The organism is Kitasatospora sp. NPDC059646, from assembly GCF_042734615.1.
In the GTDB taxonomy this organism is placed as follows: Bacteria; Actinomycetota; Actinomycetes; order Streptomycetales; family Streptomycetaceae; genus Kitasatospora.
Genome location: NZ_JBHWDS010000034.1, coordinates 51,397 through 76,646 on the forward strand (window position 1 = coordinate 51,397; position 25,250 = coordinate 76,646).

The window sequence follows — 25,250 nt, forward strand, 5'->3', positions numbered from 1 at the left end:
ATCTTCCTCGGGCCGGCGCAGTCGCCCGCGGATGACATCCCGGAGTTGACGGTGCGTCGGCCGAAGTGTCCGCCGTCGCCGACTGTGTGCGGGCGGTGCCGGGCGGCAGCGTTGTCCCCGTGATCGAAGTCAACCGTCTCACCAAGCGCTACGGCCGCGTGACCGCCGTCGACGACCTGTCCTTCACCGTCCGCCCGGGACTGGTCACCGGGTTCCTCGGCCCGAACGGGGCGGGCAAGTCCACCACGCTGCGCATGATCCTCGGGCTGCACGCCCCGACCTCCGGCACGGCGACCGTCGCCGGCCGCGACTGCCGCGGGCTGCGGCGGGCGCTGCGGCAGGTGGGGGCGCTGCTGGACGCGGGGGACGCGCACGGCGGCCGGTCGGCCCGCGACCACCTCCGGTTCCTGGCGCGCAGCAACGCGATCCCGGCGGGCCGGGTGGAGGAGGTGCTGCGCGAGGTGGGCCTGTCGGCGGTGGCGGACCGGCGGATCGGCGGGTTCTCGCTGGGCATGCGCCAACGGCTGGGCATCGCGGGGGCGCTGCTGGGCGACCCGCCGGTGCTGATCTTCGACGAGCCGTTGAACGGGCTGGACCCGGAGGGGGTGCTGTTCGTCCGGACCCTGTTCCGGCGGCTGGCCGCCGAGGGGCGGACGGTGTTCGTCAGCAGCCACCTGATGTCGGAGATGGCGCACACGGCGGACCGTCTGATCGTGGTCGGGCGCGGCGAGTTGCTGGCGGACGAGACGGTGGCGGCGTTCGCGGCGCGCGGAGCGCGGAGCGCGGTGCTGGTCCGGGCGGTCGCCCCGGACGGGCTGGTGCCGGCGCTGACGGCGGCGGGCGCGCAGGTGGTCCGGGAGCCGGACGGGCTGTTGACGGTGACCGGCCCGGACGCCCTGACGATCGCCGGCGTCGCGGTCTCGTGCGGCGTGCTGATCCACGAACTGACCACCCTGACCGGCTCCTTGGAGCAGGCCTTCATGGAACTGACCGGCAGCAGCGTGGAGTACGCGGCGGCCGGCCGCACGACAGGAGCACGGGCATGAGCAGCACCCCGACGGGCCGTCACCCGGCCACCGCCCCCGCCGACCCGCGGCCCCGGTTCGCGGACCTGCTGGCGGCCGAGTGGATCAAGCTGTGGTCGTTGCGGTCGGTCCCGTGGTTCCTGGTCGTCGGCGCACTGGCCCTGGTGGCCCTGAACGCCAACGGGGCCCGTACCTCGCGGGCCGAGTTCGGCTCGTGGACCGCCGAACAGCAGGCGTACTACGCGGAGTTCGGGGCGCTGCACGACGCGTTCACCCGCCCGTGCGGGTCGCTGGTGCTGCTGGTGACGGGCGCGGTGGGGGCGATCGCGGTGCTGAGCGAGCAGACCAGCGGGCTGCTGCGGACGACGTTCGCGGCGGCGCCGGCCCGGCGGGAGGTGCTGGCCGCCAAGGTGCTGGTGGTGGCCGGCGCGGCGACGGCGTTCGGCGTGCTGGTGGCGTCGGTGTCGTTCTGGCTGGACGAGGCGATGCTGGCCGGCCGGTACGGCGGGGTGTCGATCGGCGATCCGGGTGCGCTGCGGCTGCTGGTCGCCTCGGCGCTGCTCGCGCCGCTGGGCGCGCTGGTCGGTCTGGCGCTGGGCGCGGTGATCCGGCACGGCGTGGCGGCGATGGCGGCGATGTTCGCGCTGCTGTTCTTCGTGCCGATGTTCGCCCGCGACAACACCTGGTTCGGCGCGGTCGTCGCCCACGCGCAGCCGTTCAACGCCTGGGCCCGACTGGGGCTGGTCGGAGCGGCCACCGGCCAGCCGTACCCGTCCTCGGCCGCTGGGGCCTGGGCGGTCTACCTGGTCTGGTCGGCGGTCGCGGTGCTGCTGACCCTGACCGTCCTGCCGCGGCGGGACCAGTGAACGCACGCCCGCCGCAGTCCTCTCCCTTCCCTTCGATCCGCAGGAGCGTGACCACCATGACGACCATTCACCGCGACGGGTTGACGCGCCGTCACCTGCTGGGCGGCGCGCTGGCGCTGGGCGCGGCCGGGCCGCTCGCCGCGGCCCTGCCGGCCGTCCCGGCCCGGGCGGCCGCGCCCGCCCCGGGCCCGGCCCGGCTGACGCTGCCCTCCCCCACCGGCCCGTTCCCGGTGGGAACGGTGCCGCTGCACCTGGTCGATCCCGCCCGGCCGAATCCGCTGGGCGGGCCGAACCCGCACCGCGAGCTGGTGGCGAGCGTCTGGTACCCGGCCCGGCCGTCGACGGGTCTGCCGCTCGCCCCGTGGCTGGCGGACGGCGCGATGCGGGCGTTCCTGGCGGACACCGGCTTCCCGATCGACCCGGCCCTCGCCCCGCTCACGGCGGGCCGGGTCGGCGCGCCCGTGCACCGGGCCGGCCGCCCGCTGCCGGTGGTGGTGTACTCGCACGGCTCGGGCAGCCACCGCGGCGACCACACCGTGACGGTGCAGGAGTTGGCGAGCCACGGCTTCGTGGTGGTGACGGTCGACCACCTGGGCAACTGCTTCAGCGAGCTGCCGGACGGGCGGGTGCTCACCCCGGCGGACGCGGCCGGGCCGATGTACGCCCTGGACTACGCGGTCGACCTGCGCTTCGTCCTGGACTGCGTGGAGCGGCTCGCCGCCGGAGAAAACCCGGACGCCGGGCGCCGCCCGCTGCCGGACGGGCTCGCCGCGGCGCTCGACCCGTCGCGGATCGGCATGTTCGGCTGGTCGAAGGGCGGCACGGCCACCGCCTGCACCATGCTGACGGACCGTCGGGTGCGGGCGGGGCTGGCGGTGGACGGGCCGATGCAGCCCGGGTCCGGGCATCCCGTGGTGACCGAGGACCTGGACCGGCCGTTCCTGCTGATGACGGCCTCGTTCCCGCTCGCCGGGGACCCGAACGTCGCCGAGTTCTGGTCCCACCTGCGGGGCTGGCGGCTGGAGGTCCGGGCCGCGGGCGCCGTGCATCCGTCGTACGGCGACAACGTCACGCTGATCCCGCAGGCCGGGCGGCTGCTGGGGCTGACGGAGGAGCAGATCCGGGCCATGGTCGGCACCATCGACCCGGACCGCGCCGTCCTGATCCAGCAGGCGTACCCGCTCGCCTTCTTCGACCTGCAGCTGCGCCGCCGCCGCGCCGCGCTGCTCGACGGGCCCTCGCCGCGCTTCCCGGAGGTGGCGTACCACGGCTGATGCCCGTGCCCGGCGCCGCCGTTCACCCCTGCGGTGCGGCGGCCCGGGCGAGTTCCCGGCTGCGGTACTCGCGCGGGGAGAGGCCGTGGGCGGCCTTGAAGGCGCGGGTGAACTCGGGGGCGCGGGGGATGCCGCAGCGGGCGGCGATCCGGTAGATGGGCAGGGTGCGCAGGGCGGGGTCGGCGAGTTCGCGGCGGGCCTTGTCCATCCGCCGGGCGCGGATGAACGCGGCGACGGTCTCGCCCTCCGAGTGGCGGGCGAAGAGGCTGTGCAGGTGGCTGACCGAGATGTGGTGGGCGGCGGCCACCACCGGCGGGGTGAGACCGGGGTCGTGCAGGTTCTGCCGGATGAACTCCTTGGAGCTCTCCACCAGAGCGCGTTGCCGGTCCTCCTGGGAGACGTCGGCCTCCGCGTCGAGGAGCCCGCTGAGCCAGGTGGAGACCAGGTCGACCACCACGTTCCCGAGTCGGCAGGCCTCGGCGGGCTGGAGGGCGGCGGCCTGGCGGTCCAGGCCGACCAGCAGGGCCGTCAGCAGGGCGCCGGTGCCCTCCCGGCCGGAGAGCCGGCGCCCCGTCAGGTCGCGCATCCGGTGCGGCGGGACCTGGAGCAGCGCGACCGGCACGTCCAGGCCGACGCCCTCGGCGGGGCGCTGCCCGGCGGCTCCGTCCGCGAAGCCGAAGAACTGCCCGTCGGCCGGGTCGGAGCTGGTCGTCAGGTGGATGTCTCCCGGTCCGAACTCCTCCGCCCCGTCCCGGCCCGCGCCCTGCACCCGGCCGCCGCCGGCGGTCAGCAGTGACAGGTGACAGAGCTCCTCGTCGTCGTCCCGTCCGGTCGGCCCGCCCCGGTGGGCCCCGGTGCGCGGGAAGGTCGTCACCGTGACGGTCACCCGCCCCAGTCGGTGTCTCCGCACCAGCACCTCCCGGGTTCCGTCCGCCCCGCTCGTGCGCGCCGTCCCGGCCGGTCTGTGCGCCCCCAACGCCCCTCCTTCGACTACGGACCAAGAATGCCCCGCGTCATCATCAACCAGCGCCATGACCCCGCCAAGTGGGCAACCGGGCACCTGGCGTGATCCCGCCGCACCCGTGGCCACATCTGTCCGCTTAGAGTGAGCGAAGGCAAACCTAACCAGCAGGACCAGGACGGGAGAGCGATGGCGATCGGCGGCCAGGACAGCAGGCGACCGCACGGGGAACTGGTCGCGGACGTGCTCGCGGCGCTGTGGAGCGCGGGCCGGCCGCTGACGGCGCAGGAGGTGAAGCGGGCCCTGGGGCGGCCGTTGGCCCGGACCACGGTGGCCACCATCCTGGCCCGGCTGCACGACGGCGGCACCGTGGTGCGGACCCGCCCGGGCCGCTCGTACGCGTACGCGCCGGTCTCGGACGCGGCCGGGCTGGCCGCCGGCCGGATGCGGCGCGAACTGGAGAAGGAGGACGACCGCAGCCTGGTGCTGCGCCGCTTCGTCTCCGCGCTGTCGGCCGAGGACGAGGACGTGCTGCGGGAGTTGCTGCGCGACGCCGACGGCGGGGCCGGCGGCGGGTCGGAGGCCGGGAGCGGGCCGGACGGCGGACCGGGGCGGGGGCGGACGACACCGGTGTAGACCGGTCGGCGGTCCCGTCGATAGAGTGGGGCCGGCCCTCGCTCCGCCGTACCCCGCCCGGGCGTCGACCGGTTCCCCGGAGGGCGTCTCCCGCTCTCCCGCGATAGGAACCGGCGTGTTCGACGGTAGGAAAGAGTCGTCCGATCCCTTCGAACAGTCCGTCTACCTGCTGTCCGTCCTGGCCCGGGCGGCCGAGGACGGCATCGGCGAGCGGCTCGCGGCCCGCGGCCTGGACCGGGTGCACCAGGAGGTGCTGACCGTCCTCGCGCAGGCCGGTCCGCACGGCCGCGCCGACCTGGTCCGGCGGATCGCCTCGCCGGACGCGGCCGCCGCGGTGGACGCGCTGCTGGCGCGCGGGCTGGTGCAGGCGATGACGGTGCACGTCGGCGGCGCGCGCCAGGAGGTGCTGATGCTGTCGCCGGACGGGCAGGGCGAGTTGACGGCGATGCACGCCGACGCCGCCGCCGTCCAGGACGCCCTGATGGTCTCCTTCACCCGCGGCGACCGCGCCCAGCTGAACGCGCTGCTGCGCCGGATGCACGTGGCGCTGGGCCGCCGCGAGGGGTTCGGAAGCCCGCAGTCGGTCTCCCGCAAGGTGCGCGGCCGCGACCGGGCCTGACGGGCTGTCGGCCTGACGGGCCGTCGGGCGGGCGTGCCGCCCGACGGTTCGGTCAGTGCCCTTCGCCGCCCTCGGAGGTGCTGTCGGTGCTGCCGGAGCTGCTGGTGAGGGCGTCCTGCCAGGCGGCCTTGGCGCCGGAGTCGCCGATCAGGTAGACGTCGACGACCGCGCCGACGGCGACCGCGGCGCACAGCACGGCGGCGCCGATCCGCAGCGCGCTGGAGAACGGGCGGCCGCCCGCTGCGCGGCGGGTCGCCCACCAGACCACCACCGCGAGCACGAACAGTCCGGCCGCCCAGGGCAGCAGGCCGTCGCCGAGCTCGGTGTGACGGCGCACCACGTCGGTCCGCTCGACGTGCCGTTCGAGCCACTCCCCGGCCTCGGTGGTGAGCGGGACGCTCGCCAGCGTGACGAAGGCGAGCAGCGGCAGCGCCAGGCCCGCCCGGCGGGCGGCGGCGGGGCTGAGCGCGCAGACGATCAGTGCCAGTGCGGTCAGCGGGACGAACACCACCACCAGGTGGACCAGCAGTATGTGTGCGGGCAGTCCGTTGATCGTGCTCACCGCGAAACTCCTTCCGGCCGGCGGGCCCGGCAGCCGCCCGGAGCGGGTGGCCGCCGGGCGGGCACCATGGTGGCAGCCGAACTTCTCAGTTCCCCATGAACGGTGGGAGTCCCGGGGGCCGCCCGGCCGGCGTCCGGTGGTCGAAGGCGATCAGCGGGTCGCCGGTCAGCGGGTGCCGGGTGACGGCGGCGCGGACGCCGAACACCTCGGCGAGCAGGCCCGGGGTGAGCACGTCGCGGGGCGGGCCGGAGGCGACCAGCGTGCCGCCGGCGAGGACGTGCAGGCGGTCGCAGACGGACGCGGCGGCGTTCAGGTCGTGCAGGGCGACCAGGGTGGTGGTGCGCTGGGCGCGCAGCAGGGCGAGCAGTTCGACCTGGTGGCGGATGTCGAGGTGGTTGGTGGGTTCGTCCAGCACCAGGACGTCGGGCTGCTGGGCGAGCGCGCGGGCGAGCAGGACGCGCTGGCGTTCGCCGCCGGAGAGTTCGGCGAACCGGCGGTCGGCCTGCGCGCCCATGCCGACCTGGTCGAGGGCGCGGGCGGTGCGGGCCCGGTCCTCGGCGCTGTCGGCGGCGAACGCCCGCTGGTGCGGGATCCGGCCGAGCGCGACCATCTGGCGGACCGTCAGCTCGAAGGCGTCGCCGCGCTCCTGGGGCAGCGCGGCGAGGTGCCGGGCGGCGGCCGCCCGCGGCAGCGCGGTCAGGTCGCGGCCGTCGAGCAGCACCCGGCCGGCCCGGGGCGCCAGGTGCCGGTAGACGGCGCGCAGCAGGGTGGACTTGCCGCTCCCGTTGGGGCCGATCAGCCCGGCGGTCTCACCGGCCTCGGCGACCAGGTGGACGCCGGCCACCACGTCCCGTCCGGCGAGGGCGACGTGCAGGTCGTCGAGGGCGAGTCTCACCGGTTCTCCTGGCGTCGGTCGAGCAGGTACAGCAGGACGGGTGCGCCGAGCAGCGCGGTGACCACGCCGATCGGCAGTTCCTGGGCGTCGAGCGCGGTGCGGGCGACGGTGTCGACGGCGGTGAGCAGCACGGCACCGGTGAGCGCGGACAGCGGCAGCAGGCGGCGGTGGTCGCCGCCGGCGGCCAATCGGCACAGGTGCGGCACCAGCAGGCCGACGAAGCCGACGGCGCCCGAGACGGCGACCAGGACGCCCGTCAGCAGGCTGGTGAGCAAGAAGAGTTCGCGGCGCAGCCGGTCGGGCCCGATGCCGAGGCCGGCGGCGGTCTCGTCGCCGAGGACGAGCGCGTTCAGGGCGCGGGCGCGGGCCTGCAGGGCGACCAGGCCGAGCGCCACGGCGGCGGCGGGGAGGGCGAGTCGGGCCCAGGTGGCGCCGCCGAGGCTGCCCATCAGCCAGAACAGCACGCCGCGGGTCTGCTGTTCGTCGCCCGCCCGGAGCACCAGGTAGCTGCACAGCCCGGCGAGGAACTGGCCGACGGCGATGCCGGACAGCACCAGCCGCAGCGGGGAGAAGCCGCTGCCGCGCCCGGCGGTGAGCCGGACCAGGGCGAAGGAGCCGAGCGCGCCGGCGAACGCGGCGGCGCCGGCGCCGAGTCCGAGGGCGCCGCCCGCGCCCACGCCGAGGACGGTCGCCGCTACGGCGCCGAGCGAGGCGCCGGAGGAGATGCCGAGCAGGTAGGGGTCGGCGAGCGGGTTGCGGACCAGGGCCTGGACGGCGGTGCCGACCAGGCCGAGGCCGGCGCCGACCAGTGCGGCGAGCAGCGCGCGCGGGACGCGCAACTGCCAGACGATCAGGTCGTGCGGGCCGGGCGGGCCCTGGGTGCCGGTCAGGTGGCGGGCGACGGTGCTCCACACCTCGCGGGCGGGGACGTCGACGCTGCCGAGGCCGACGGCGAGGGTGAGGGCGAGCAGCAGAGCCAGGACGAGGCCGGCCGCGAGCAGGCCGGCCCCGGCGCGCCGGGTGGTCGACGGGAGGAGCTGGGTGGCGGCCATCTACCGTCCGTCCTTGACCAGTTCGGGGTGGACGGTACGGGCGATCTGCTGCACGGTGTCGGCGTTGCGGACGCCGGCGACGGTGGTGACCTCGGAGCCGATCCGCACGAACCGGCCCTGCCGGACGGCCGTCAGGTCCCTGGTGGCGGGGTTGTCGCGGAGGAACCGCTCGGCCTCGTCGAAGGCCGCGCGGGTGTCGTCCGCGCTGCCGCGGTTGCGGACGCCCAGCTGGATCCAGTCGGGGTTCCTGGCGACCACCTCCTCCCAGCCGACGGGGCGGAAGTCGGCGTCGCAGTCGGCGAAGGCGTTGCGCGCCCCGGCCAGGGTGATGATCGCGTTGGCGATCTGCCGGCGGCAGACGGCGGTCGGCTGCTGGGTGCCGGCGTCGTAGTCGAAGAAGAAGTAGCTGGGGCGCCGGTCGTCGGGGAGGGCGCCGAGCGCGACGGCGACCCGGTCGAGCGTGCCGTCCATGGCGGCGACCAGCCGGTCGGCCGCGGGGAGGGTGCCGGTGACGGCGCCGAGCCGCTCGATGTCCTGCTCGACCTCGGCGAGGTCGGTCTTGGTGGTGGCGGTGCAGGCGGTGGACAGCAGGTGGAGGTGCTTGATGCCGGCGGCGGCGAACTCCTGCTCGCCGGGCGGCCCGCCCGGGCCGCCCGCGGTGGTCGAGGAGAAGGTGTCGATGTACAGGTCGGCACCGGAGCCGAGCAGCTGCTCCTTGGCGATCACGGTCTTCCCGAGGACCGGCACCTTCGCGCCCCGCTCGGCGATCGCGGCGGGCAGGTAGCCGGCGCCGGGCGGGAAGCCGGTGCCGATCACCCGGTCGCCGGCGCCGAGTTCGAGCAGCATCTCCAGGGCGGCGGCGTTGCTGGTGACGATCCGGGTTGGCGGGGCGTCGAAGGTTGTCCTGCGGCCGGCGCAGTCGGCGATCTTCACGGGGAAGGTCGTGGAGGCGACCACGTCCGGGTCGCCGGCGGTGGGGGTGCTGCTCGCGCAGGCGGTGGCGAGCAGCGCGGTGGCGGCGGCCAGGCCGCGGCGTATCCGGTTTGGCACGGTGGGCTCTCCTGGTGCGGTGCGGGCGGGCGGTGGGGCGGTGGTCAGCCGGTGGCGGGTCGGGTCCGGGTGGGCCGCCAGGTGCGCAGCCGGAGGCTGTTGGCGACCACCAGGACGGAGCTGGCGGACATGGCGAGGGCGGCGAGCATCGGGTTGAGCAGGCCGAGTGCGGCGAGCGGCAGCAGCACCGCGTTGTAGCCGAACGCCCAGGCCAGGTTGGTGCGGATGGTGGCGAGGGTGCGGCGGGCCAGCCGGACGGCGGTGACCAGGGAGTCGATGTCGCCGCGCACCAGGGTCAGTCCGGCGGCGCCGATCGCGGCGTCGGTGCCGGAGCCCATGGCGATGCCGAGGTCGGCGGCGGCGAGCGCGGCGGCGTCGTTGACGCCGTCGCCGACCATGGCCACCGTCCGTCCCCGGGACCGGAGTTCGGCGACCACGGCGGCCTTGTCCTCGGGGCCGGCGGCGGCGTGCACGGTGGTGATGCCGAGTTCGGCGGCGACGGCGCGGGCCGGTCCGGGCCGGTCGCCGGTGAGCAGCACGACGTCCGTGCCGAGTTCCCGCAGCTGCCTGACGGCCCGTCGGCTGCCGGAGCGGACGGTGTCGCCGACGGCGAGGACGGCGGCGGGCCGGCCGTCGAGCTCCACCAGGACGGCGGTCCGTCCTTCCGCCTCGGCCCGCTCCAGTGCCGCCCGCAGCGCGGGGTCACCGGGCGGCACTGGAGCGGGCCGGCCGACCCGGACGTGGTGGCCGTCGACGGTGGCGCGGACGCCGCTTCCGGCGGTGGCGGCGAAGCCGGTGGCGGCGGGCAGCGGGCCGCCCTGCTGCCGGGCGGCGTCGGCCACGGCCCGGCCGATCGGGTGCTCGGAGTAGTGTTCGACGGCGCCGGCCAGCCGGAGGGCCCGGGCCGCGTCCTGGCCGTCGGCGGGGGTGGTGCGGACCAGTTCCATCCGGCCGGTGGTCAGGGTGCCGGTCTTGTCGAGCAGCACGGTGTCGATCCGGCGCAGGCTCTCCAGCACGTCCGGTCCCCGTACCAGCACGCCGAGTTCGGCGCCCCGGCCGGTGGCGGCGAGCAGCGCGGTGGGGGTGGCCAGGCCGAGCGCGCACGGGCAGGCGACCACGAGCACCGCGACGGCGGCGGTGACGGCGGCCTGGGCGCCGGCCCCGGCGCCGAGCCAGAAGCCGAGCACGCCGACGGCGACGGCGAGCACGGCGGGCACGAAGACCGCGGCGACGGTGTCGGCCAGTCGCTGGGCGCGCGCCTTGCCGGTCTGGGCGTCCGTCACCAGGGCGGTGATCCGGGCGAGTCGGGTGTCGGCGCCGACGGCGGTGGCCCGGACGACCAGGGAGCCGCCGACGTTCAGGGTGGCCCCGGTGACCCGGTCCCCGGGGCCGACCTCGACGGGCACGCTCTCGCCGGTGAACACGCCGACGTCGACCGCCGAGCCGCCCTCGACCACCACGCCGTCGGTGGCGATCCGCTCGCCGGGGCGGACGGTGAACTCCTGGCCGGGCGTCAGCCACTCGACCGGGACGGTCCGTTCGCCGCCGTCCTCGCGCAGCGTCACCTCCGGGGCGCCGAGCGCGGCCAGCGCCCGCAGGGCCTCGCCGCCGCGCCGCCTGGCCCGGCCTTCCAGCAGCCGCCCGGCGAGCACGAACAGCGGCACGCCGACGGCGGCCTCCAGGTAGACGTGCGCCGCCCCGCCGGCGGCGGTCGGCGCGAGCGGCATCCGCATGCCGGGCGCACCGGCGCCCCCGAACAGCAGGGCGTACCCGGACCAGCCGAAGGACGCGGTCACGCCGAGGCTGACCAGGGTGTCCATGGTCGCGGTGGCGTGCCGCAGGCCCTGCCCGGCGCGGCGGTGGAAGCCGGCCGCACTCCACGTCACCACCGGCAGGGCGAGCGCGAAGCACAGCCACTGCCAGCCGTCGAACTGCCAGCCGGGCACCATCGACAGGGCCAGCACCGGCACGGCGAGCACGGCGGTGACCGCCAGCCGCACCGCGGCGGCCCGGTCCTCCGCGGCCGGGGCGGCGGCCGGTTCCCCGGTCACCAACTCGGCGCTGTAGCCGGCCCGTTCGACGGCGGCGAGCAGGTCGTCCGGCGGCAGGTCGGCCGGGTGCAGCACCCGGGCCCGGCCGGTGGCCAGATTGACGGCGGCGGTGACGCCGTCCAGCCGGGCGAGGCGCTTCTCCACCCGGCCCACGCAGGCGGCGCAGGTCATCCCGCCGACGGCCAGGTCAGTGACCTGGCGCTGCGCGGTGGCGCTCACCGCCCGCCCTCCCCCGCCGTGCCGTCCGCGCCGTTCATGCCGTCCGCGCCGTTCATGCCGTTCATGCCGTTCATGCGGTCGGTGGCCGGGTGCCCGTGCTGCGGGGCGGTGCCGCCGGCGGTCGGGCGCGGGCCCGGGGCGAGCGGGCCCGCGGCGTGGCCGACGGTGCAGGAGGCGGCCAGGACGGCAACCAACAGCAGGGCGAAGCCGGCCAGGGTCGGCAGCGGCCCGCGGGCCGGTCGGGGTGCGTTCACACCTCAGCAGTCGCGCCCTTCCCGGCCCGGGTTCCCGGCGGTTCCGTCTTCACCCGCACGGGTGGTGACGGTGCGTCAGATCCGCCCGGTCAGGGTGAACCCGGCCTCGCCGACGGCCGCCCGGACCTGGTTCTCGTCGACCTCCCCGGCCGCGGTGAGGGTGACCCGGCCGGCCTTGGCGTCGGCGGTGACGGCGGTGACGCCGGGCAGCGCGGACAGGCCGGTGCTGACGGTCCGTTCGCAGTGGCCGCAGCTCATTCCCTCGACGGCGAAGACGGTGGTGCTGGACATCGGTGCTCCCAGGGGTGCGGTGGGTGGATGCGGTGCGGGATCCACGACAGCGCACCGCGGGCGGCGGGGGCACCGGGACACGCGGCCCGGTGCCCCCTTCGGACGGACCCGGGAACCGGTCAGGCCGCGCGGCCGACGGCGGCCCGGTCCGCCCGCTCGGCGTCGGCCAGCTTGCGGATCAGCACGCGGCGCGCCCGGTTGACCCGGGAGCGGACGGTGCCGACCGGGCAGCCGGTCAGTTCGGCGACCTCCTCGTACGGCAGGCCGAGCAGCGCGGTCAGCACGAAGGCGTCGCGGCGTTCGGCCGGCAGCGCCCGGAGCAGTTCGCCGAGCGCGATCCCCTCCTCGAAGCCGGGCAGGTCGTGGGGCTGGGTCAGTTCGGCGGCGCGCTGCCAGTCGTCGGTGTCGACCAGCCGGGGCCGGCGGGCGGCGAACCGGTACCGGTCGACGACGGTCCGGCGGGCGATGGACAGCAGCCAGGTGCGCGCCGAGGAGCGGCCCTCGAAGGTGGGCAGGCTGCGCAGCGCCCGGAGGTAGGTGTCCTGGGTGAGGTCGTCGGCGGCCTGCGGTTCGCCGCTGAGGTGGGTGACGAACCGGCGGACGTCGGTGCGGGTGGCGCGGACGAACCGGTCCACGGCAGCCGGGTCGCCGCCCCGGGCGGCCAGCGCCCAGGCGGTCACGGTGGGGTCGTCGGCGCGGGCCCGTCCGGGGACGGGGCGCGGCGCGGGCAGGGCAGGAGTCATCTCCGGGGGTCCTTGCTCGGAAGACGGGAGCGGCCGGATGGTCGGGCCGCGAGGCCGGTCCGGGGCGTGCCGAGGACACCGCGCGCCCCGTTCTCGGGGCGTGCGGCGGCGTCCGGGCGGCTTCCCCGGGGTGACGGGCCGTCAGGCGACGGCGGTCCCCACCGGCGGTCCCCGAGTGGCGAGGGAGTGGACGAGCAGGCGCGACCGGGGCCGGCGGGCCGCGTCGCGCGGGCGGCGCGGCCGCGGCCGCGGGGCGGCCCGGACGGCGCCGAGCAGCAGCAGGACGGGCGCGAACAGCCGGGCCGCGACGGTGCGGGCCAGGTCGTGCACGGCGCGTTCGCCGGCCGACAGCCACAGGCCGAGCAGCAGCGCGGCCAGCAGGTGGGCGGCGAGCATGCCGCCGCCGTTCTGGTGTCCCGCCGCCGCCATGGCGTGGTGCCCCATGGCGTGGTGCAGCATCGCGGGCATCTCGGGCGGGTCGGCCAGGACGACCGCCAGTCCGTCGCCCTGCGCCGCCGGGATGATCCCGGCGGCCTCCACCAGCCGGGCGGCCTCCTCGTCGGTCAGCGGCCCGGCGTTGCACAGCAGCAGCTGCGCCCACCGGGCGGCCAGTCCGCCGGGCGCGGGCGCCGTGGCGGTGGTGGCGGCGGCCTGGCCGAGCGAGAACAGCGTGTGCAGCGCGGCCTGCACGCCGACGGTCAGCACCGTGACCAGCAGCGGCCCGCGCTCCCGCCGGGCGGTCAGCCAGGCCAGCCCCGCGGTGCCGGCGAACGCGGCGGCCAGGGCCGGGGCGGCCACCGGCCGGCCGGACATCAGCACGTGCGCGACGGCGGCGAGCAGCACGGATCCGGCCGCGAACACCGCGGCCCGACCCATCCGTACGACTCGTCCTGCTTGCATGGCGGCCTCATCGTCGCATCCTTCACACCGGCCCGGCGGCACCCTCCCGCCCCTGTCCCCCGCCCGGGCGGATGTGACGGGCCTCATACGACGGAGCCGGGAACCGGACCGCCCGCGCCGGCGACCACTCCCCCGGGGGCCGTCCGCCCTCCGGCAGCGGATCGACGGGCCGCCGCCCACGGTGGGCCGTACCACCCCGGGCCCGGCCCACCGTCCGCAGGGGCGGGCCGGATCGGCGCCCCGCCGCACGTCCGCACCCGCGGTTCCCGCTCCCGCCCGCGCACCGGGACAATGATCTTGATCGGGTGGTGCGGAACGAGGGGCGGGCGACGTGCGGATCAACGTGCTGGGACCACTGCAGGTCCTCCGGGGCGGTGACGGCGCGACCGTCGAGGTCGGCGGGGCGCGGCTGCGGGCGCTGCTGGCCCGGCTGGCGCTCGACCCCGGGCGGGTGGTCACCCGTGAGCGACTGGTGGACGACCTCTGGGCGGACGCCCCGCCCGCGGAGCCCGCCGGAGCCGTGCAGTCCCTGGTGGCCCGCCTGCGCCGGGCGCTCGGGGCCGACCGGGCGGTGATCGTCTCGCACCCCGCCGGGTACCTGCTGGACCTGCCTCGGACGCACGTGGACGCCTGGGACTTCGAGCAGCGGGTCGCCGCGGGGCGGGCGGCGCTCGCGGCGGGCGGCTTCGCCGAGGCGGTCGACCGTTTCGGCGGGGCGCTCGACCTGTGGCGGGGCACGCCGTTCGCGGACGCCGGGGAGGCCGGGTTCACGGCCGCACCGACCGCCCGGCTGGCGGAGTCGCGGCTCGCCGCGATCGAGGCCCGCGCGGACGCCCTGCTCGCGCTCGGTGGGGTCGAACCGCTGCCCCGACTGGTCGCCGAGCTCACCGGTCTCCGCGCCGCCCACCCGCTGCGCGAGCGGACCGCCGCCCGGCTGATGCGCGCCCTGCACACGGACGGGCAGCAGGCGGCGGCACTGGAGGTGTTCGAGAAGACCCGGCGGGCGCTGGCCGAGGAGCTGGGCGCCGACCCGTCGGCCGAGCTCCGCGACGCCCACCGGCAGGTGCTGTCCGCGCCCGGCCCGGTGCCGGACGCGCGGGCCGCCCTGCCCGGCTGGCTGACCGCCCTTGTCGGCCGCGACGCGGACCTGACGGCCGTTCAGGAACGTCTGCGCCGGCACCGGCTGGTGACCCTGACCGGACCGGGCGGGGTCGGCAAGACCCGGCTGGCGGTCGCCGCCGCCTCCGCCGCACCGGCCGGCACCGACGTCCGGCTGGCCGAACTCGCGGACGCCACCGGCCCGGACGGCGTGGCCAGGGCCGTGCTGGCGGCGCTCGACCCGCCGGCGGAGGCCGCCGTGCCCACCGGCCCCGGGCACCCGGCCGGGCCGGTCGAACGGATCGTCCGGGCCGTGGCGGGCCGGGATGTGCTGCTGGTCCTGGACAACTGCGAGCACCTGGTCGAGGACGCGGCCCGCCTCGCCCAGCGCCTGCTGGCCGCCGCGCCCCGGCTGACGGTGCTGGCCACCAGCCGCGAGCCGCTGGGCGTCACCGGCGAGTCCCTGTGGCCGGTCGCGCCGCTCGCCGTGCCCGAGCCGGACGCCGCCCCGCGGCAGGCGCTCGCGCACCCCGCCGTCGCCCTCTTCGCCGAGCGCGCCGCCGCGGCCCGGCCCGGCTTCGCCGTGGACCACGACACCGTCGAACCGGTGGTCCGGATCTGCCGCGAGCTCGACGGCCTGCCGCTCGCCCTCGAACTGGCCGCCGCCCGGCTGCGCGCCCTGAGCCCCCGTCAGGTCGCTGACCGGCTGCACGACCGGCTCCGGCTGCTCGACCGCGGCTCGCGCACCGCCCTCGACCGGCACCGCACCCTGCGCGCCGTGGTCGACTGGAGCTGGGACCTGCTCGCCGAGGACGAACGGGTCCTGCTGCGTCGGCTCTCCGTGTTCGCCGGCGGGACCACCCTCCCCGACGCGCACCTGGTCTGCTCCGGGGACTGGCCGGGCGGCCCCGCGCCCGACCCGACGGCGGTCGAGGACCTGCTGGCGTCCCTGGTCGACAAGTCGCTGCTCACCGCCGCCGGCCGGGAGCCCGCCACGGTGCGCTACCGCCTGCTGGAGACCGTCCGCGCGTACGCCGCCGAACGGCTCGCCGAGGCCGGCGAGGAGCACCGCACGGCCGCCGCCCACCTGCGCCGCTTCGTCGAACTCGCCGAACACGCCGAGCCGTTGCTGCGGACGGACCGTCAGACCGTGCTGCTGGCCCGGCTCGACGCCGAGCAGGGCAACCTGGACGCGGCCCTGCGCCGGGCGGTCGCCGCGGGGCCGGCCGGCCCGGCCCTGCGGCTGGCGGCCGCCCGGGCCTGGCCCTGGCTGGTCCGCGGCCGGGGCCGGGAGGCCGGCGAGTGGACCTCCGCGGTCCTCGCCGCCCACGGCCTCACCCCGCCGCCCGGCCTGGAACAGGTCCACGCCCGCTGCGTCGTGCTGGCCGGACTCACCGCCCCGCTGCGGGACTCCGATGCCGTCCCGGTCCCCCCGGAGGCGATGGCCGCGGCCCTGGCCACCGCGCTGCGGTCCGAGCACCCGGTCGCACTGGCCGCCGCGCTGCTGCTGGCCGCGGCGGGCACGGACCCGGGCGGCGGGACGGACGCGGAACCCGGCGACCGGTCGGACGCGGAACCCGGCGGCGGGACGGACGGGCCGGGCCGGACGGGCGGCGTGGGCGGGGCGGCGGAGCGGTTCACCGGGCATCCCGACCGGTGGGTCGGCGCCGCCGCGCACCTGGTGCTCGGCCGGGTGAAGTTGGGCGCGGGCCGGATCGGGCGCGCCGAGCGGTGCGTGCGCACCTCGGTCGCCGGTTTCCGCTCGCTGGGCGATCGTTGGGGCCTGGCGATGGCGCTGGTCACGCTGGCCGCCCTGCTGTCCGTCACCGGCGCGGCCGAGGAGGCGCTCGCGGCGCTGGCCGAGGCGGGCGAACGGGACTCCGAGCTGGGCGGCTCCGGCGAGTCCCCGCTCCCGCTCCTGCTGTCGGGCCGCCTGCGGGCCCGCTGCGGCGAACCGGCCGCCGCCCGGACCGACCTGACGCGGGCGCTGGCCGCCGCCGAACGCGCCGGGGACCAGCACCTGCAGGCCGCCGCCCGCTACGCGCTCGCCGAACTCGCGCGCCGCACCGGCGACTCGGCGACGGCGCTGACCGCCCAGCTGGAGACCCTGGGCCGGCTGGAGCCGCTCCCCGCCGCCCCGGCCCGCCTGCACCTGCTCGCCCTCGTCCACACCTCGCTGGCCCGCATCCGCCACCGGCTCGGCGAACCGCGCGAGACCGTCGGCCGACTGCACCGGCGCGCCCTGGAGTTGGCCGCCGGGAGCGGCGACCGCCCGGTCCGCGCCGACGTCCTGGAGGGGTACGCCGAGTACTGCCTCGCCCTCGGCGATGCGTTCCGCGGCGCGGCGGCGCTGGGCGCGGCCCACCGCCTGCGCGGGGGCCACGACGCGGGCGACCCGGAACTCCGGGCCGTCCTGGACTCCTGCACCGAGGCCCTCGGCGCGGCCGCCTTCCGCGCCGCCTGGGACCACGGCCGGGCCCTGCCGCACCCGGAAGCCCTTGCGCCGGACGCCACGTGACGCCACCTCACGCCGCGCCCGGGTGTGGCCTCGTCTGCCGGGCCGCCGTCACGGGCGGGCTACAGCCACCGGTCGAACCAGGCGCGGATCCGCCGGAGGGCGTCGATCCGGTGGGCGCGTTCCTCCAGGCCGTGTCCCTCGCGCGGGTAGACGACGAACTCGTGCTCGACCCCGAAGTGGCGCAGCGCGCGGTGGAAGTGGATCGCCTGCCCGAGCGGGACGTTGGTGTCCTCCTCGCCGTGCAGGATCAGCACCGGGGTGCGGATCGCGGAGGCGTACGAGAGGGGGCTGTTCCGGTCGTGGAGGTGCGGGCCGGGGCCGTCCCATCCGGTGCTGCCGCCGAGCGCCGCGTCGAGGATCCCCCAGTCGCCCGTCCCGGCCTGCGCGCCCCAGTCGCTGATGCCCGCGCCCGTCACGGCGGCCTTGAACCGGTCCGAACGAGCGACCGCCCAGGCGGCGAGGAAGCCCCCGTGGCTCCATCCGGCGATGCCGAGCCGCTCGGGATCGGCGACGCCCTCGGCCACCAGCAGGTCGATCCCGGCGAGGACGTCGGTCCACTCGTCCCCGCCGACCTCGCCCGCGACGAGGGCGGCGAATTCGTGGCCGCGGCCCGAACTGCCGCGGGGGTTGGGCAGGAAGACCGCGTACCCGGCGTCCGCCAGCCACTGCCCGCAGTCGACCGCGTTGAGCGCGAACGCGTCGGCGTACCGGCCGTACGGGCCGCCGTGGACCAGGGTGACGAGCGGAAAGGGCCCCTCCTCCCGGGGCCGCCCGGCCGGTCGGATCAGCAGGCCGTCCAACGCGAGCCCGTCGGACGCCCGGTGGTCGAGGCGCTCCTGCACACCCCAGCGGATCCCGCGCAGTTCCGGTGCCGTGTCACTGATCCGGGTCAACTGCCCACCGGCGGGCCCCGCGTGGACGTTCGCCGGCTCGTGCGCCGTACTCGCCAGCAGGGCGACGGTCTCCCCCGAGCGGCTCGCGGTCAGCCCGGCGAGCAGGCCGGGCGCGCCGGACAGGCGGCGGAACCGCAGCGAGTCGGCGTCGAGCCGGTACAGCGCGGTGTCCAGCCGCTCGGCGAACAGCGCGAGCGGTGGCCCGTCCGCGACCTGCGCCAACTCCGTCGGACAGACCGACATCCCGGCGGTGAGATTCCGACGCTCCCCGGCCGGCCCGGCCTCCGGCACGGCGGCGTCGACCACGGCGAGCCCGCCGACGAGGTGACCGGGCGTCACCTCCAGGTGCGCCAGATGCCACACCCCGTCCCGGCTCCACCACACCGGCGCCTGGGCCTCGACCCCCACCGGCCCCAACTCCCGGACGGCCGCCGTGACCGCGTCGACCAGGTGCAGCTCCGCCGTCAGCACCCCGGGATCGATCTCCCGGGTGGACCAGCTCAGCACCGCCAGCGGCCCACCGTCCGGACGCTGCGCCACCGCGACCACGTGCCGCTCACCGAGCCCGTCCACCGTCCGGACCGTCCCGCTCTCCAGATCGACCAGCCGCAACCGGTCCGGCGGCAGGTGCCGGCCCCACACCTTGACGTCGCCCTCGCGCTCGTCCGCGGCCAGCAGGGCGACGGTCCGGCCGTCCAGCAGCGGCACGTGATCGGAGACGCCGCCCCGCCACTCGCCCACCGCCTCGGGCTCACCGGCGTCCGCACCGTCCACCCCGACCCGCAGAAGCCGCTGCTCCTGCCCTCCGGAAACGAGGAACACCGCCCCCGAGTCCGGCCCCCACTTCGGCACGCCCCCACGCCCCGCCCCGTCGGCGATCCTGCGGCCCGGGCCGTCGCCTCCGACGACCGCCACCCGAACCTCCCCGCCCGGCAGCCGATGGCCCACCACCCCGTACGCCACCAGCCGCCCGTCCGGCGACACCGCCGGTGCCACCGCGGCGGCAGCATCCACCACCAGTTCGGCAGTGAGCTCCTTCGCGCGTTCGGGTCGGGGCATGCGGGGCGCCTCTCATGGGGCCGGACGACAGGTGGCCATCCTGTCCCACCACCGGTCCGCCGTCATTCGAATTTCCTTCCGAAGAAACTCAGTTGACTGGCCGTCACCGCTCGCCGAACGGGAGGCGGTCCGGGGCGCAGACCGTTCCGGGGGCGGGAAGCACGCCGTCGATCAGGTAGCGGGCCTCGTGGCGCGAGGCGCAGGCGCTGGGGTTGGCCAGGACGGTGTGCCCGTAGCCGTCGACGGTGAGCAGTTCCGCGCGTCCGAGCGAGCGGGCCATCGCGCGGGAGCCCCGGTACGGCATGGCCGGGTCGCCGGTGTTGGCGACGACCAGGATCGGGCGGGCGGTCGGGGCGTTCCAGGGGCCGTCGTAGCGGTCCTGGTCGCGGGCGGGCCAGTCGGCGCACCGCTCGTCGGTCCAGGCGAAGTACGGGCCGACCTCGCCGGACCGGGAGCGGGCGAGGGCGGCCAGGGCCGCGTGGTCGGCGTCGGCGGGCGGGGTGGCGCTGTCGGAGCAGGCGACCGCCAGCACCTGGTCCGGCGACGGGTGCACGGCGGGCGGCAGCGGCGCGGTCGGGCCGGGCGGCGTCTCGGTGGCCGTCCACAGCGCCCGGAGCGTCGCGCCGAGTTGGGCCCATCCGGTGCCGGGGAGGTGGGCGACGGGGTTGGCGGCATAGAGCAGCGGGATCGTCGCCTCCACGGTCGCGGCGGCGGTGAAGCGGGCGCCGCCGAGCACGACGGGGCGGGTGCGCAGCCGCTGGAGCAGTTCGCCGTACCGGGCCCGGGTCGCGGTGGCCGTCCCGGCGGAGAACGCGCAGGCGTCGGGGCCGGCTTGCCCGCACCGGTCGAGGAAGGCGTCGAGGACGCGCCCGGCGGCGAGGTCGGTGCCGTTGCGCAGCAGCGGGCCCATCAGGGTGGGCCCGTCCCCGGTGGACCAGGCGACCGGGTCGGGGGCGCTGTCGAGGACCATGGCGCGGACCCGTCCGGGGAACAGGTTGGCGTAGGTGGCGCCGAGGTAGCTGCCGTACGAGGTGCCCAGGTAGGTGAGTCGCCGGTCGCCGACGGCCTGCCGGAGCAGGTCCAGGTCGCGGGCGACGTCGGCGGTGGAGAGGTGCGGCAGCAGGTCGGGGTTGCGGGACGCGCACTGCCGGCCGAGCGTCCGGTACGCGTCGGTCCAGGCCGCCTGCTCGGGGGCGGTTTCGGGGTGTCCGGCGGCCGTGGCCGCCAGCAGGGCCTGCTCGTCGGCCGGGTCGTCGAAGCACTGGACGGGGGCGCTGCGGCCGGTGCCGCGCGGGTCGAAGGAGACCAGGTCGAAGCGCTTGCGGACCTCGTCCGGGAACTGACCGAGCATCAGGGGCAGGGCGACGGTGCCGGGCACGGCCGGGCCGCCGGGGTTGTAGAAGAGGGAGCCGATCCGGTGGGCCGGGTCCTCGGCGGGGTGCCGGACGACGGCGAGGTCGATGGTGGCGCCGTGCGGGTCGTGGTGGTCGAGCGGGACGCGGGCGGTGGCGCATTCGAGGCCGTCGGCGCACGCCGTCCAGGCGAGTCGCGGCGCCGGGGCGGTGTCCCGCGCGCCGCCCGGTGCGGCGGCGGCGTTCGCCGGGAGGGCGGCGGCCAGCAGTCCGGCGAGGGCGATGCCGAGCCGCCCGGGCGAGGCCGGGTGCCGGCGCGGGCCGGCGGGTGCGGAGGTGCGGGTCATGCGGGTGCCTTTCGTCGACGGGCCGGGGAGCCGGCACGCGCGCCTCGGTGGCGGCGTGCCCTCCCGGCGCGTCCGACGGTTCCGCATCCCGCCGGCAGGGCGCTGGCATCTCGCCGGCAGCACCGGCCGGGCGACGGCAGGGCGATGGCAGGGCCTTGGCATGCCGCCGGCAGCGCCGGCCGGATGCGACGGCGGGGCGCTGCCGGCGAGGAGCGGATCCGTCAGTCGGCGGCGGAGCCCGTGACGGGGGCGCCCACGGGGACGGTCTGCCCGCTGACGGTGGTCTGCACGAACTGCCAGGTGATGCCGTTGATGACGCCCTGGGAGAGCGGGGCGAACTGGGCGAAGGCGGGCTTGCTGAGGTCCAGGTGGGTGGAGTTGCAGGTCGGGCACTTGTCCTTGACCGGCAGGGTGAGGGTCTTGCCCTGGTAGCTGACCTTGACCGAGATGCCCTTGCAGAGCGGGTCGTTGTTGGGGTTGGCGGTGGTCCACCAGGCGGCGGGAACGGCGACCAGCAGTTGGGTGCCGGCGTTGATCTGGGTGCCGCAGGCGCCGTAGCCGGTGTCGGTGAAGTAGGTGGCGGTGCCGGTCATCGGCTGGTTGATCGGTATCGCGGCCGCGGCGGAGCCGGTGCCGAACGCGAGCAGGACGGCCGCGACGAGCGGTGCACCGGCCAGCAGGCTCAGCTTCCTCGGGGTGGCGGGCATGGTTCCCTCGGCTTTCTCCAGTGCGCGCGTGACCGTGCCAAGTCGTCTGCTCCCGTTGGGAGTTCGGTGATGACGCGGCCACCGGACGGCACCGAACCTACGGAACCCGCCCACCAGTGGTCCACACTTCTGACGAATTGTCATGAACACAGGCGGGGAATCCTTGACATTTCGCCCTGCACACCGACGGCCGGCCGTCAGGTCGGCTGCGCACCACCCGCCCGCGGGGCCGGGGACGGCAGCGCCGGGGCCCCGCGCGGCACGAGCCGCACCCGCATGGTGACGGTGGCGTCCACGGGAGTCCCGCCGGGGGCGTCGACCAGCAGCCGGAGGCCGGCCTCCCCCTCCTGCGGCAGCCGCCACTGCTCCCGCTGCCGGGCAGCCGCCGGCGCCACCAGCGCGCCGGGTGCCCGCCGCGCGAGCCGGGGGGCGCACAACTCGACGACCCGCTCCGGCCGTTCGGCGGCCGCGGCGGCCGCGACCAGCTCGAACGCCTGGCGTCGGAGCCCGAACCCCTCACGCAGCTCCGGCAGTTCGCGGCCCGGGCGGCGTTCCGGTTCGACCACCGCCGGCTCCAGGGCCGGCACGAGCCCCTCGGCCCGGACGGTGTGCGCCGCACTCCCGCACACCCGGGGCTCAGCAGCGCCGGCTGCGCCGGGGGTCGCGCTGGCCACCCGCGACGCCGACGGCCGCCGGGGCGACGCACCGCCACTCGGCCGCCGGCTCGGCCTGCTGACGGGCCGACAGGAACCTCCGGCGCGCCTCGCCCCGGTGCCCGGCGGCGTCCCACCTCCACGGCCCGCAGCAGTCGGACCCACGCCTCCAGCACCAGCTTCGCCCGACGGTCGGCCTCGTTCCCCACCCCGACGGAGGCGACGACGTTTCCGGGCCGTCGCCTCCAGCCAGCACCGCCGCCAGGACGGCGGCGTCGGCCCCGGCGGTCCACGGGTCGTCCTACGCGGCCGACCGGGCCGGCGCACCGCCACTCGGCCGCCGGCTCGGCCTGCTGACCGGCCGGCAGGAACCTCCGGCGCGCCTCGGCCCGGTGCCCGGCGGCGGCCACCTCCACGGCCCGCAGCAGCCGGACCCACGCCTCCAGCACCAGCTTCGCCCGACGGTCGGCCTCGTTCCCCACCCCGACGGAGGCGCCGACGTTTCCGGGCCGTCGCCTCCAGCCAGCACCGCCGCCAGGACGGCGGCGTCGGCCCCGGCGGTCCACCGGTCGTCCTGCGCAGCCGACCGGGCCGGCGCGGTGCCCGTCAGGCCCTGGCCGCCGGCCTCCGCCGGCCGCCCGACGGCGTCGCGGCGCGGCTCGGGCGCGAGGGCGGCCGACTCCCGCAACCGCCCGGCGGTCGCGGCCGGGTCGTGCGCCGGGCCGCCGCCCTCGCGTCCGGTGCGCAGGTCCGTCGCCGGCGCCGTCCCCGTTGCCCGGGCGAGCACGGTTCCCTTGCCCCGGGGAGCGCCCGCCGTCCCCGCCATGGCGCTCCGGCGCCCAGTGGTTCCCGCCCGGCCCGGCGCACAACTGCCGGGCGGCCGGGGCTACTTCTCGACCGGGCCGGCGCCCGCGGGCCCGGCCGTCCGGCTGCCGTGCGCGAGGCGCTGGCGGGCGGTGCGGCCGCGGCGTTCGAGCGGGAGGGTGCCGGTGGCGGCGGCCAGGCCGTACGGAGGCATGTCGCCGTAGATCACCTCGTAGTTGCCGGGCGGGACGATGTACGTCTCGTGCCAGAGCCCCACGTGCTGACGGGACTTGGCCTCGTAGCGGTTGACCGTCGACCAGGCCTTGCGGTGCAGCTGCCGCGGCGCGGCGGCGTACTTGAGCAGCTTCTCCTCGGACTCCCAGTACTGGACGACGTAGTAGGTGCGCGGCGAGCCGGTCAGCAGGTGGTAGCCGAGCAGTCCGCTCTCCGGGTCCCGGGAGAGTTCGCGCAGCATCCGCGGCATGGCGACGAAGACCGGCAGCCAGTGGTGCAGCCCCCAGAAGTGGTTGATCCGCATGCCGATCAGGAACAGGACGACGTTTCCCTCTGCGGCGGCGGTGGTGCGACCCGGTATCGGCTTGGCGAACACAGGTGTCCCCTCTCGTGGCGGACCACCCCGTGATTGGATAGTCCCGCTCATCAATGCTTTGGATAGTGGCACTCACCTACGGAGGGCACAAGGGGATGCGGCTGGCAGATCTCAGTGAACGGAGCGGCGTCTCCCTCGCCACCATCAAGTACTACCTGCGCGAGGGGCTGCTCCCGCCCGGCCGCCGCGTCAACACCACCCAGGCCGAGTACGACGAGTCGCACCTGCGACGGCTCCGCCTGGTCCGGGCCCTGATCCAGGTCGGCCGGATCCCGGTGGCCACCGCCCGGGAGGTGCTCGCGCACGTCGACGACGACTCCCTCGGCCTCACCATCCGCCTCGGCGCGGCCCTCTGGGCCCTTCCGCAGTGCCCCGAACCGCCGGAGCCCGCCCCGGCGGCCGAGGACCCGTCGGACGCCGCCGCCCGCAGCCTGGTCGACGACCTGCTCGACCGCCTCGGCTGGAGCACGGCCCGCGAACTCGGCGACCTCTCCCCCGCGCACCGCTCCCTGGTCACCACCCTCGCCACCCTCGACCGCCTCGGCTACCCCTTCGACGCCGACGACCTGCTCCCCTACGCCCACTCGATGGAACAGGCCGCCGCCTACGACCTCGACCGGATGGAACTCCTCCCCACCCCTCAGGAGCAGGCCGAGTACGCCGTCGCCGGCGCGGTCCTCTTCGAACCCGTCCTCCTCAACCTCCGCCGCCTCGCCCAGGCCGAACAGTCCACCCGCCGCTACGGCCTGTAGCCGGCACGCCGGACCCGCCGGGTTTCTCGGCCCCGGTCCGGCACCGCCGCACCGACCGTCCCGACCACCTGCGCCGCCGGCGCGCCCCTCCCGCCCGTGCCGGCGGGCGGCCTGCCCGCCTTCGGTTCCGCCGGGTCGCGGGCTGCCCCGCCTGCGATCCGCACCTGCGCGGATTCGGGCTCCGCCACGGCGGGTCGAGCGCGGCGGGGGTGCGGGAGGCGGCGGTGTTCCACTCCCGGCCGAGGAGTTGCGGCCGCCCGCGTCCCGTCCGCTCGGCGGCCGGGTCGGGCTGCCCGCCGACCTCCTGCCCGCCGCCGACGGACGGCTCCTGGCCGCGCACTGCGGCACGCACGCGCCCGACCACTGGAACGTCGGCCGGGTGCTCGCGCCGGCCGCCGCCCACCGCGCGAGCGCGCCGGGACAGCCGGGCCGAGCTCGGACGATTGGGCGTCGCCGGGCCGGGCATGCGCTAGGTGAGCCCGTCCGGCCGCGAGGAAGGGAGCCGGGCCATGGAGGAGACGCCGCAGGGCGGCGCGGGCGGTGTGCCCACGCCCGAGCGGGACCGCGAGGAGCACCGCGACCCGCACCAGGACGACCCGCTCCGGGTGCGCCTGGACTACCGCGACGAAGGACGCCCGCCGACCGTCCGGCACGGCCCGGCGAGCGACCGGGAGACCGCCGGCGACGAGCCGGCCCACGCCCGCGAGGACCACCGCGCCGAGGGGCGCCCGCCGACCGTCACGCACGACTGGTGAGACCGGCCGGGGGTGGAACTGCTGCGGATGCAGCCCGAGTTGTGCGGGGGGATGCTGGCTGTACCACCTGACCTCCAGACCCCAGGAGCGACCCGATGTCGGTGATGGACAAGCTGAAGCAGATGCTGAAAGGCCACGAGGACCAGGCCGAGAAGGGCGTCGACAAGGCCGGGGACGCGTTCGACGAGAGGACCGGAGGGAAGTACTCCGGCCAGGTCGACACCGCCCAGGACAAGCTCAAGGAGCAGTTCGGCGACGACCCGGGCCGGCCACCCCAGTGACCGGCGGCGGCCGGGCCGGAGCG

24 protein-coding genes are annotated in these 25,250 nt (G+C 76.9%); 9 read left to right on the plus strand and 15 right to left on the minus strand.

The window, feature by feature from the left end:
• Window positions 1-119 precede the first annotated feature (119 nt).
• Genes ACFV1L_RS23230 through ACFV1L_RS23240 form a run of 3 tightly spaced genes read left to right on the plus strand, consistent with a single transcriptional unit; the run spans window position 120 to window position 3,165 of the window.
• Window positions 120-1,046 (plus strand): ABC transporter ATP-binding protein, encoded by a 927-nt coding sequence (locus ACFV1L_RS23230; protein WP_380368649.1) that lies wholly within the window; start codon window positions 120-122, stop codon window positions 1,044-1,046.
• On the plus strand, window positions 1,043-1,891 hold the full coding sequence (locus tag ACFV1L_RS23235) for an ABC transporter permease (RefSeq protein ID WP_380368651.1): 849 nt from the start codon (window positions 1,043-1,045) through the stop codon (window positions 1,889-1,891). The genes ACFV1L_RS23230 and ACFV1L_RS23235 overlap by 4 nt, the downstream gene beginning before the upstream one ends.
• Before the next feature lie 56 nt (window positions 1,892-1,947).
• Window positions 1,948-3,165 carry an alpha/beta hydrolase family protein gene (locus tag ACFV1L_RS23240; RefSeq protein WP_380368654.1) on the plus strand — a complete coding sequence of 406 codons (1,218 nt, stop codon included), beginning with the start codon at window positions 1,948-1,950 and terminating at the stop codon, window positions 3,163-3,165.
• Between the two features lie 22 nt (window positions 3,166-3,187).
• Here ACFV1L_RS23240 and ACFV1L_RS23245 read toward each other — a convergent pair whose 3' ends face one another.
• A complete protein-coding gene (locus ACFV1L_RS23245; protein ID WP_380368657.1) occupies window positions 3,188-4,075 on the minus strand; it encodes an AraC family transcriptional regulator in 888 nt (295 codons plus the stop codon).
• A 240-nt stretch (window positions 4,076-4,315) separates the two neighbouring features.
• On the opposite strand from ACFV1L_RS23245, the gene ACFV1L_RS23250 reads away from it, so the two are divergent.
• Window positions 4,316-4,762, plus strand: a complete 447-nt coding sequence (locus ACFV1L_RS23250; RefSeq protein WP_380368660.1) for a BlaI/MecI/CopY family transcriptional regulator — start codon at window positions 4,316-4,318, stop codon at window positions 4,760-4,762.
• Window positions 4,763-4,877: 115 nt separating this feature from the next.
• The gene (locus ACFV1L_RS23255; RefSeq protein WP_380368663.1) at window positions 4,878-5,381 is read left to right on the plus strand and encodes a hypothetical protein; all 504 of its coding nucleotides are present in this window, start codon (window positions 4,878-4,880) and stop codon (window positions 5,379-5,381) included.
• Window positions 5,382-5,433: 52 nt separating this feature from the next.
• On the opposite strand, the gene ACFV1L_RS23260 is transcribed toward ACFV1L_RS23255, so the two are convergent.
• From ACFV1L_RS23260 to ACFV1L_RS23300, 9 genes are all read right to left on the minus strand, one after another.
• Window positions 5,434-5,943 carry a DUF2231 domain-containing protein gene (locus ACFV1L_RS23260; RefSeq protein WP_380368666.1) on the minus strand — a complete coding sequence of 170 codons (510 nt, stop codon included), beginning with the start codon at window positions 5,941-5,943 and terminating at the stop codon, window positions 5,434-5,436.
• 85 nt (window positions 5,944-6,028) lie between these two features.
• Window positions 6,029-6,838: an ABC transporter ATP-binding protein gene (locus ACFV1L_RS23265; RefSeq protein WP_380368669.1), complete on the minus strand. Its 810-nt coding sequence runs from the start codon at window positions 6,836-6,838 to the stop codon at window positions 6,029-6,031.
• Window positions 6,835-7,890, minus strand: coding sequence for a FecCD family ABC transporter permease (locus tag ACFV1L_RS23270; protein ID WP_380368671.1), 1,056 nt, complete (start codon window positions 7,888-7,890; stop codon window positions 6,835-6,837). The genes ACFV1L_RS23265 and ACFV1L_RS23270 overlap by 4 nt, the downstream gene beginning before the upstream one ends.
• Window positions 7,891-8,940: an ABC transporter substrate-binding protein gene (locus tag ACFV1L_RS23275; protein WP_380368673.1), complete on the minus strand. Its 1,050-nt coding sequence runs from the start codon at window positions 8,938-8,940 to the stop codon at window positions 7,891-7,893.
• A gap of 44 nt (window positions 8,941-8,984) precedes the next feature.
• Complete coding sequence (locus ACFV1L_RS23280) at window positions 8,985-11,162, minus strand: heavy metal translocating P-type ATPase (protein WP_380368703.1); 2,178 nt, start codon at window positions 11,160-11,162, stop codon at window positions 8,985-8,987.
• Between the two features lie 44 nt (window positions 11,163-11,206).
• Entirely contained in the window at window positions 11,207-11,464 is a 258-nt protein-coding gene (locus ACFV1L_RS23285; RefSeq protein ID WP_380368675.1) for a hypothetical protein, read from the minus strand.
• Between the two features lie 75 nt (window positions 11,465-11,539).
• A complete protein-coding gene (locus ACFV1L_RS23290; protein WP_380368677.1) occupies window positions 11,540-11,755 on the minus strand; it encodes a heavy-metal-associated domain-containing protein in 216 nt (71 codons plus the stop codon).
• A 119-nt stretch (window positions 11,756-11,874) separates the two neighbouring features.
• Entirely contained in the window at window positions 11,875-12,498 is a 624-nt protein-coding gene (locus tag ACFV1L_RS23295; RefSeq protein WP_380368679.1) for a sigma-70 family RNA polymerase sigma factor, read from the minus strand.
• Window positions 12,499-12,639: 141 nt separating this feature from the next.
• Complete coding sequence (locus ACFV1L_RS23300; RefSeq protein WP_380368681.1) at window positions 12,640-13,398, minus strand: hypothetical protein; 759 nt, start codon at window positions 13,396-13,398, stop codon at window positions 12,640-12,642.
• A gap of 343 nt (window positions 13,399-13,741) precedes the next feature.
• Between ACFV1L_RS23300 and ACFV1L_RS23305 the strand changes: the two genes are divergently transcribed.
• Window positions 13,742-17,014, plus strand: a complete 3,273-nt coding sequence (locus ACFV1L_RS23305) for a BTAD domain-containing putative transcriptional regulator (protein WP_380368683.1) — start codon at window positions 13,742-13,744, stop codon at window positions 17,012-17,014.
• A gap of 59 nt (window positions 17,015-17,073) precedes the next feature.
• Here the strand turns inward: ACFV1L_RS23305 and ACFV1L_RS23310 are convergent, their stop codons facing one another.
• The 5 genes from ACFV1L_RS23310 to ACFV1L_RS23330 form a co-directional block, all read right to left on the minus strand.
• Window positions 17,074-18,966 (minus strand): prolyl oligopeptidase family serine peptidase, encoded by a 1,893-nt coding sequence (locus ACFV1L_RS23310; RefSeq protein ID WP_380368684.1) that lies wholly within the window; start codon window positions 18,964-18,966, stop codon window positions 17,074-17,076.
• A gap of 103 nt (window positions 18,967-19,069) precedes the next feature.
• Window positions 19,070-20,665: an alpha/beta hydrolase gene (locus tag ACFV1L_RS23315; RefSeq protein WP_380368686.1), complete on the minus strand. Its 1,596-nt coding sequence runs from the start codon at window positions 20,663-20,665 to the stop codon at window positions 19,070-19,072.
• Between the two features lie 221 nt (window positions 20,666-20,886).
• Complete coding sequence (locus ACFV1L_RS23320; RefSeq protein WP_380368688.1) at window positions 20,887-21,372, minus strand: cysteine/serine endopeptidase inhibitor; 486 nt, start codon at window positions 21,370-21,372, stop codon at window positions 20,887-20,889.
• A 197-nt stretch (window positions 21,373-21,569) separates the two neighbouring features.
• Window positions 21,570-21,938, minus strand: a complete 369-nt coding sequence (locus tag ACFV1L_RS23325) for a hypothetical protein (RefSeq protein WP_380368690.1) — start codon at window positions 21,936-21,938, stop codon at window positions 21,570-21,572.
• Between the two features lie 973 nt (window positions 21,939-22,911).
• Complete coding sequence (locus tag ACFV1L_RS23330) at window positions 22,912-23,439, minus strand: DUF4188 domain-containing protein (protein WP_380368692.1); 528 nt, start codon at window positions 23,437-23,439, stop codon at window positions 22,912-22,914.
• Between the two features lie 95 nt (window positions 23,440-23,534).
• Between ACFV1L_RS23330 and ACFV1L_RS23335 the strand changes: the two genes are divergently transcribed.
• From ACFV1L_RS23335 to ACFV1L_RS23345, 3 genes are all read left to right on the plus strand, one after another.
• The gene (locus tag ACFV1L_RS23335; protein WP_380368694.1) at window positions 23,535-24,191 is read left to right on the plus strand and encodes a MerR family transcriptional regulator; all 657 of its coding nucleotides are present in this window, start codon (window positions 23,535-23,537) and stop codon (window positions 24,189-24,191) included.
• Window positions 24,192-24,700: 509 nt separating this feature from the next.
• Window positions 24,701-24,946, plus strand: coding sequence for a hypothetical protein (locus ACFV1L_RS23340; RefSeq protein WP_380368696.1), 246 nt, complete (start codon window positions 24,701-24,703; stop codon window positions 24,944-24,946).
• Window positions 24,947-25,041: 95 nt separating this feature from the next.
• Window positions 25,042-25,227, plus strand: a complete 186-nt coding sequence (locus ACFV1L_RS23345; RefSeq protein ID WP_380368698.1) for an antitoxin — start codon at window positions 25,042-25,044, stop codon at window positions 25,225-25,227.
• Window positions 25,228-25,250 lie beyond the last annotated feature (23 nt).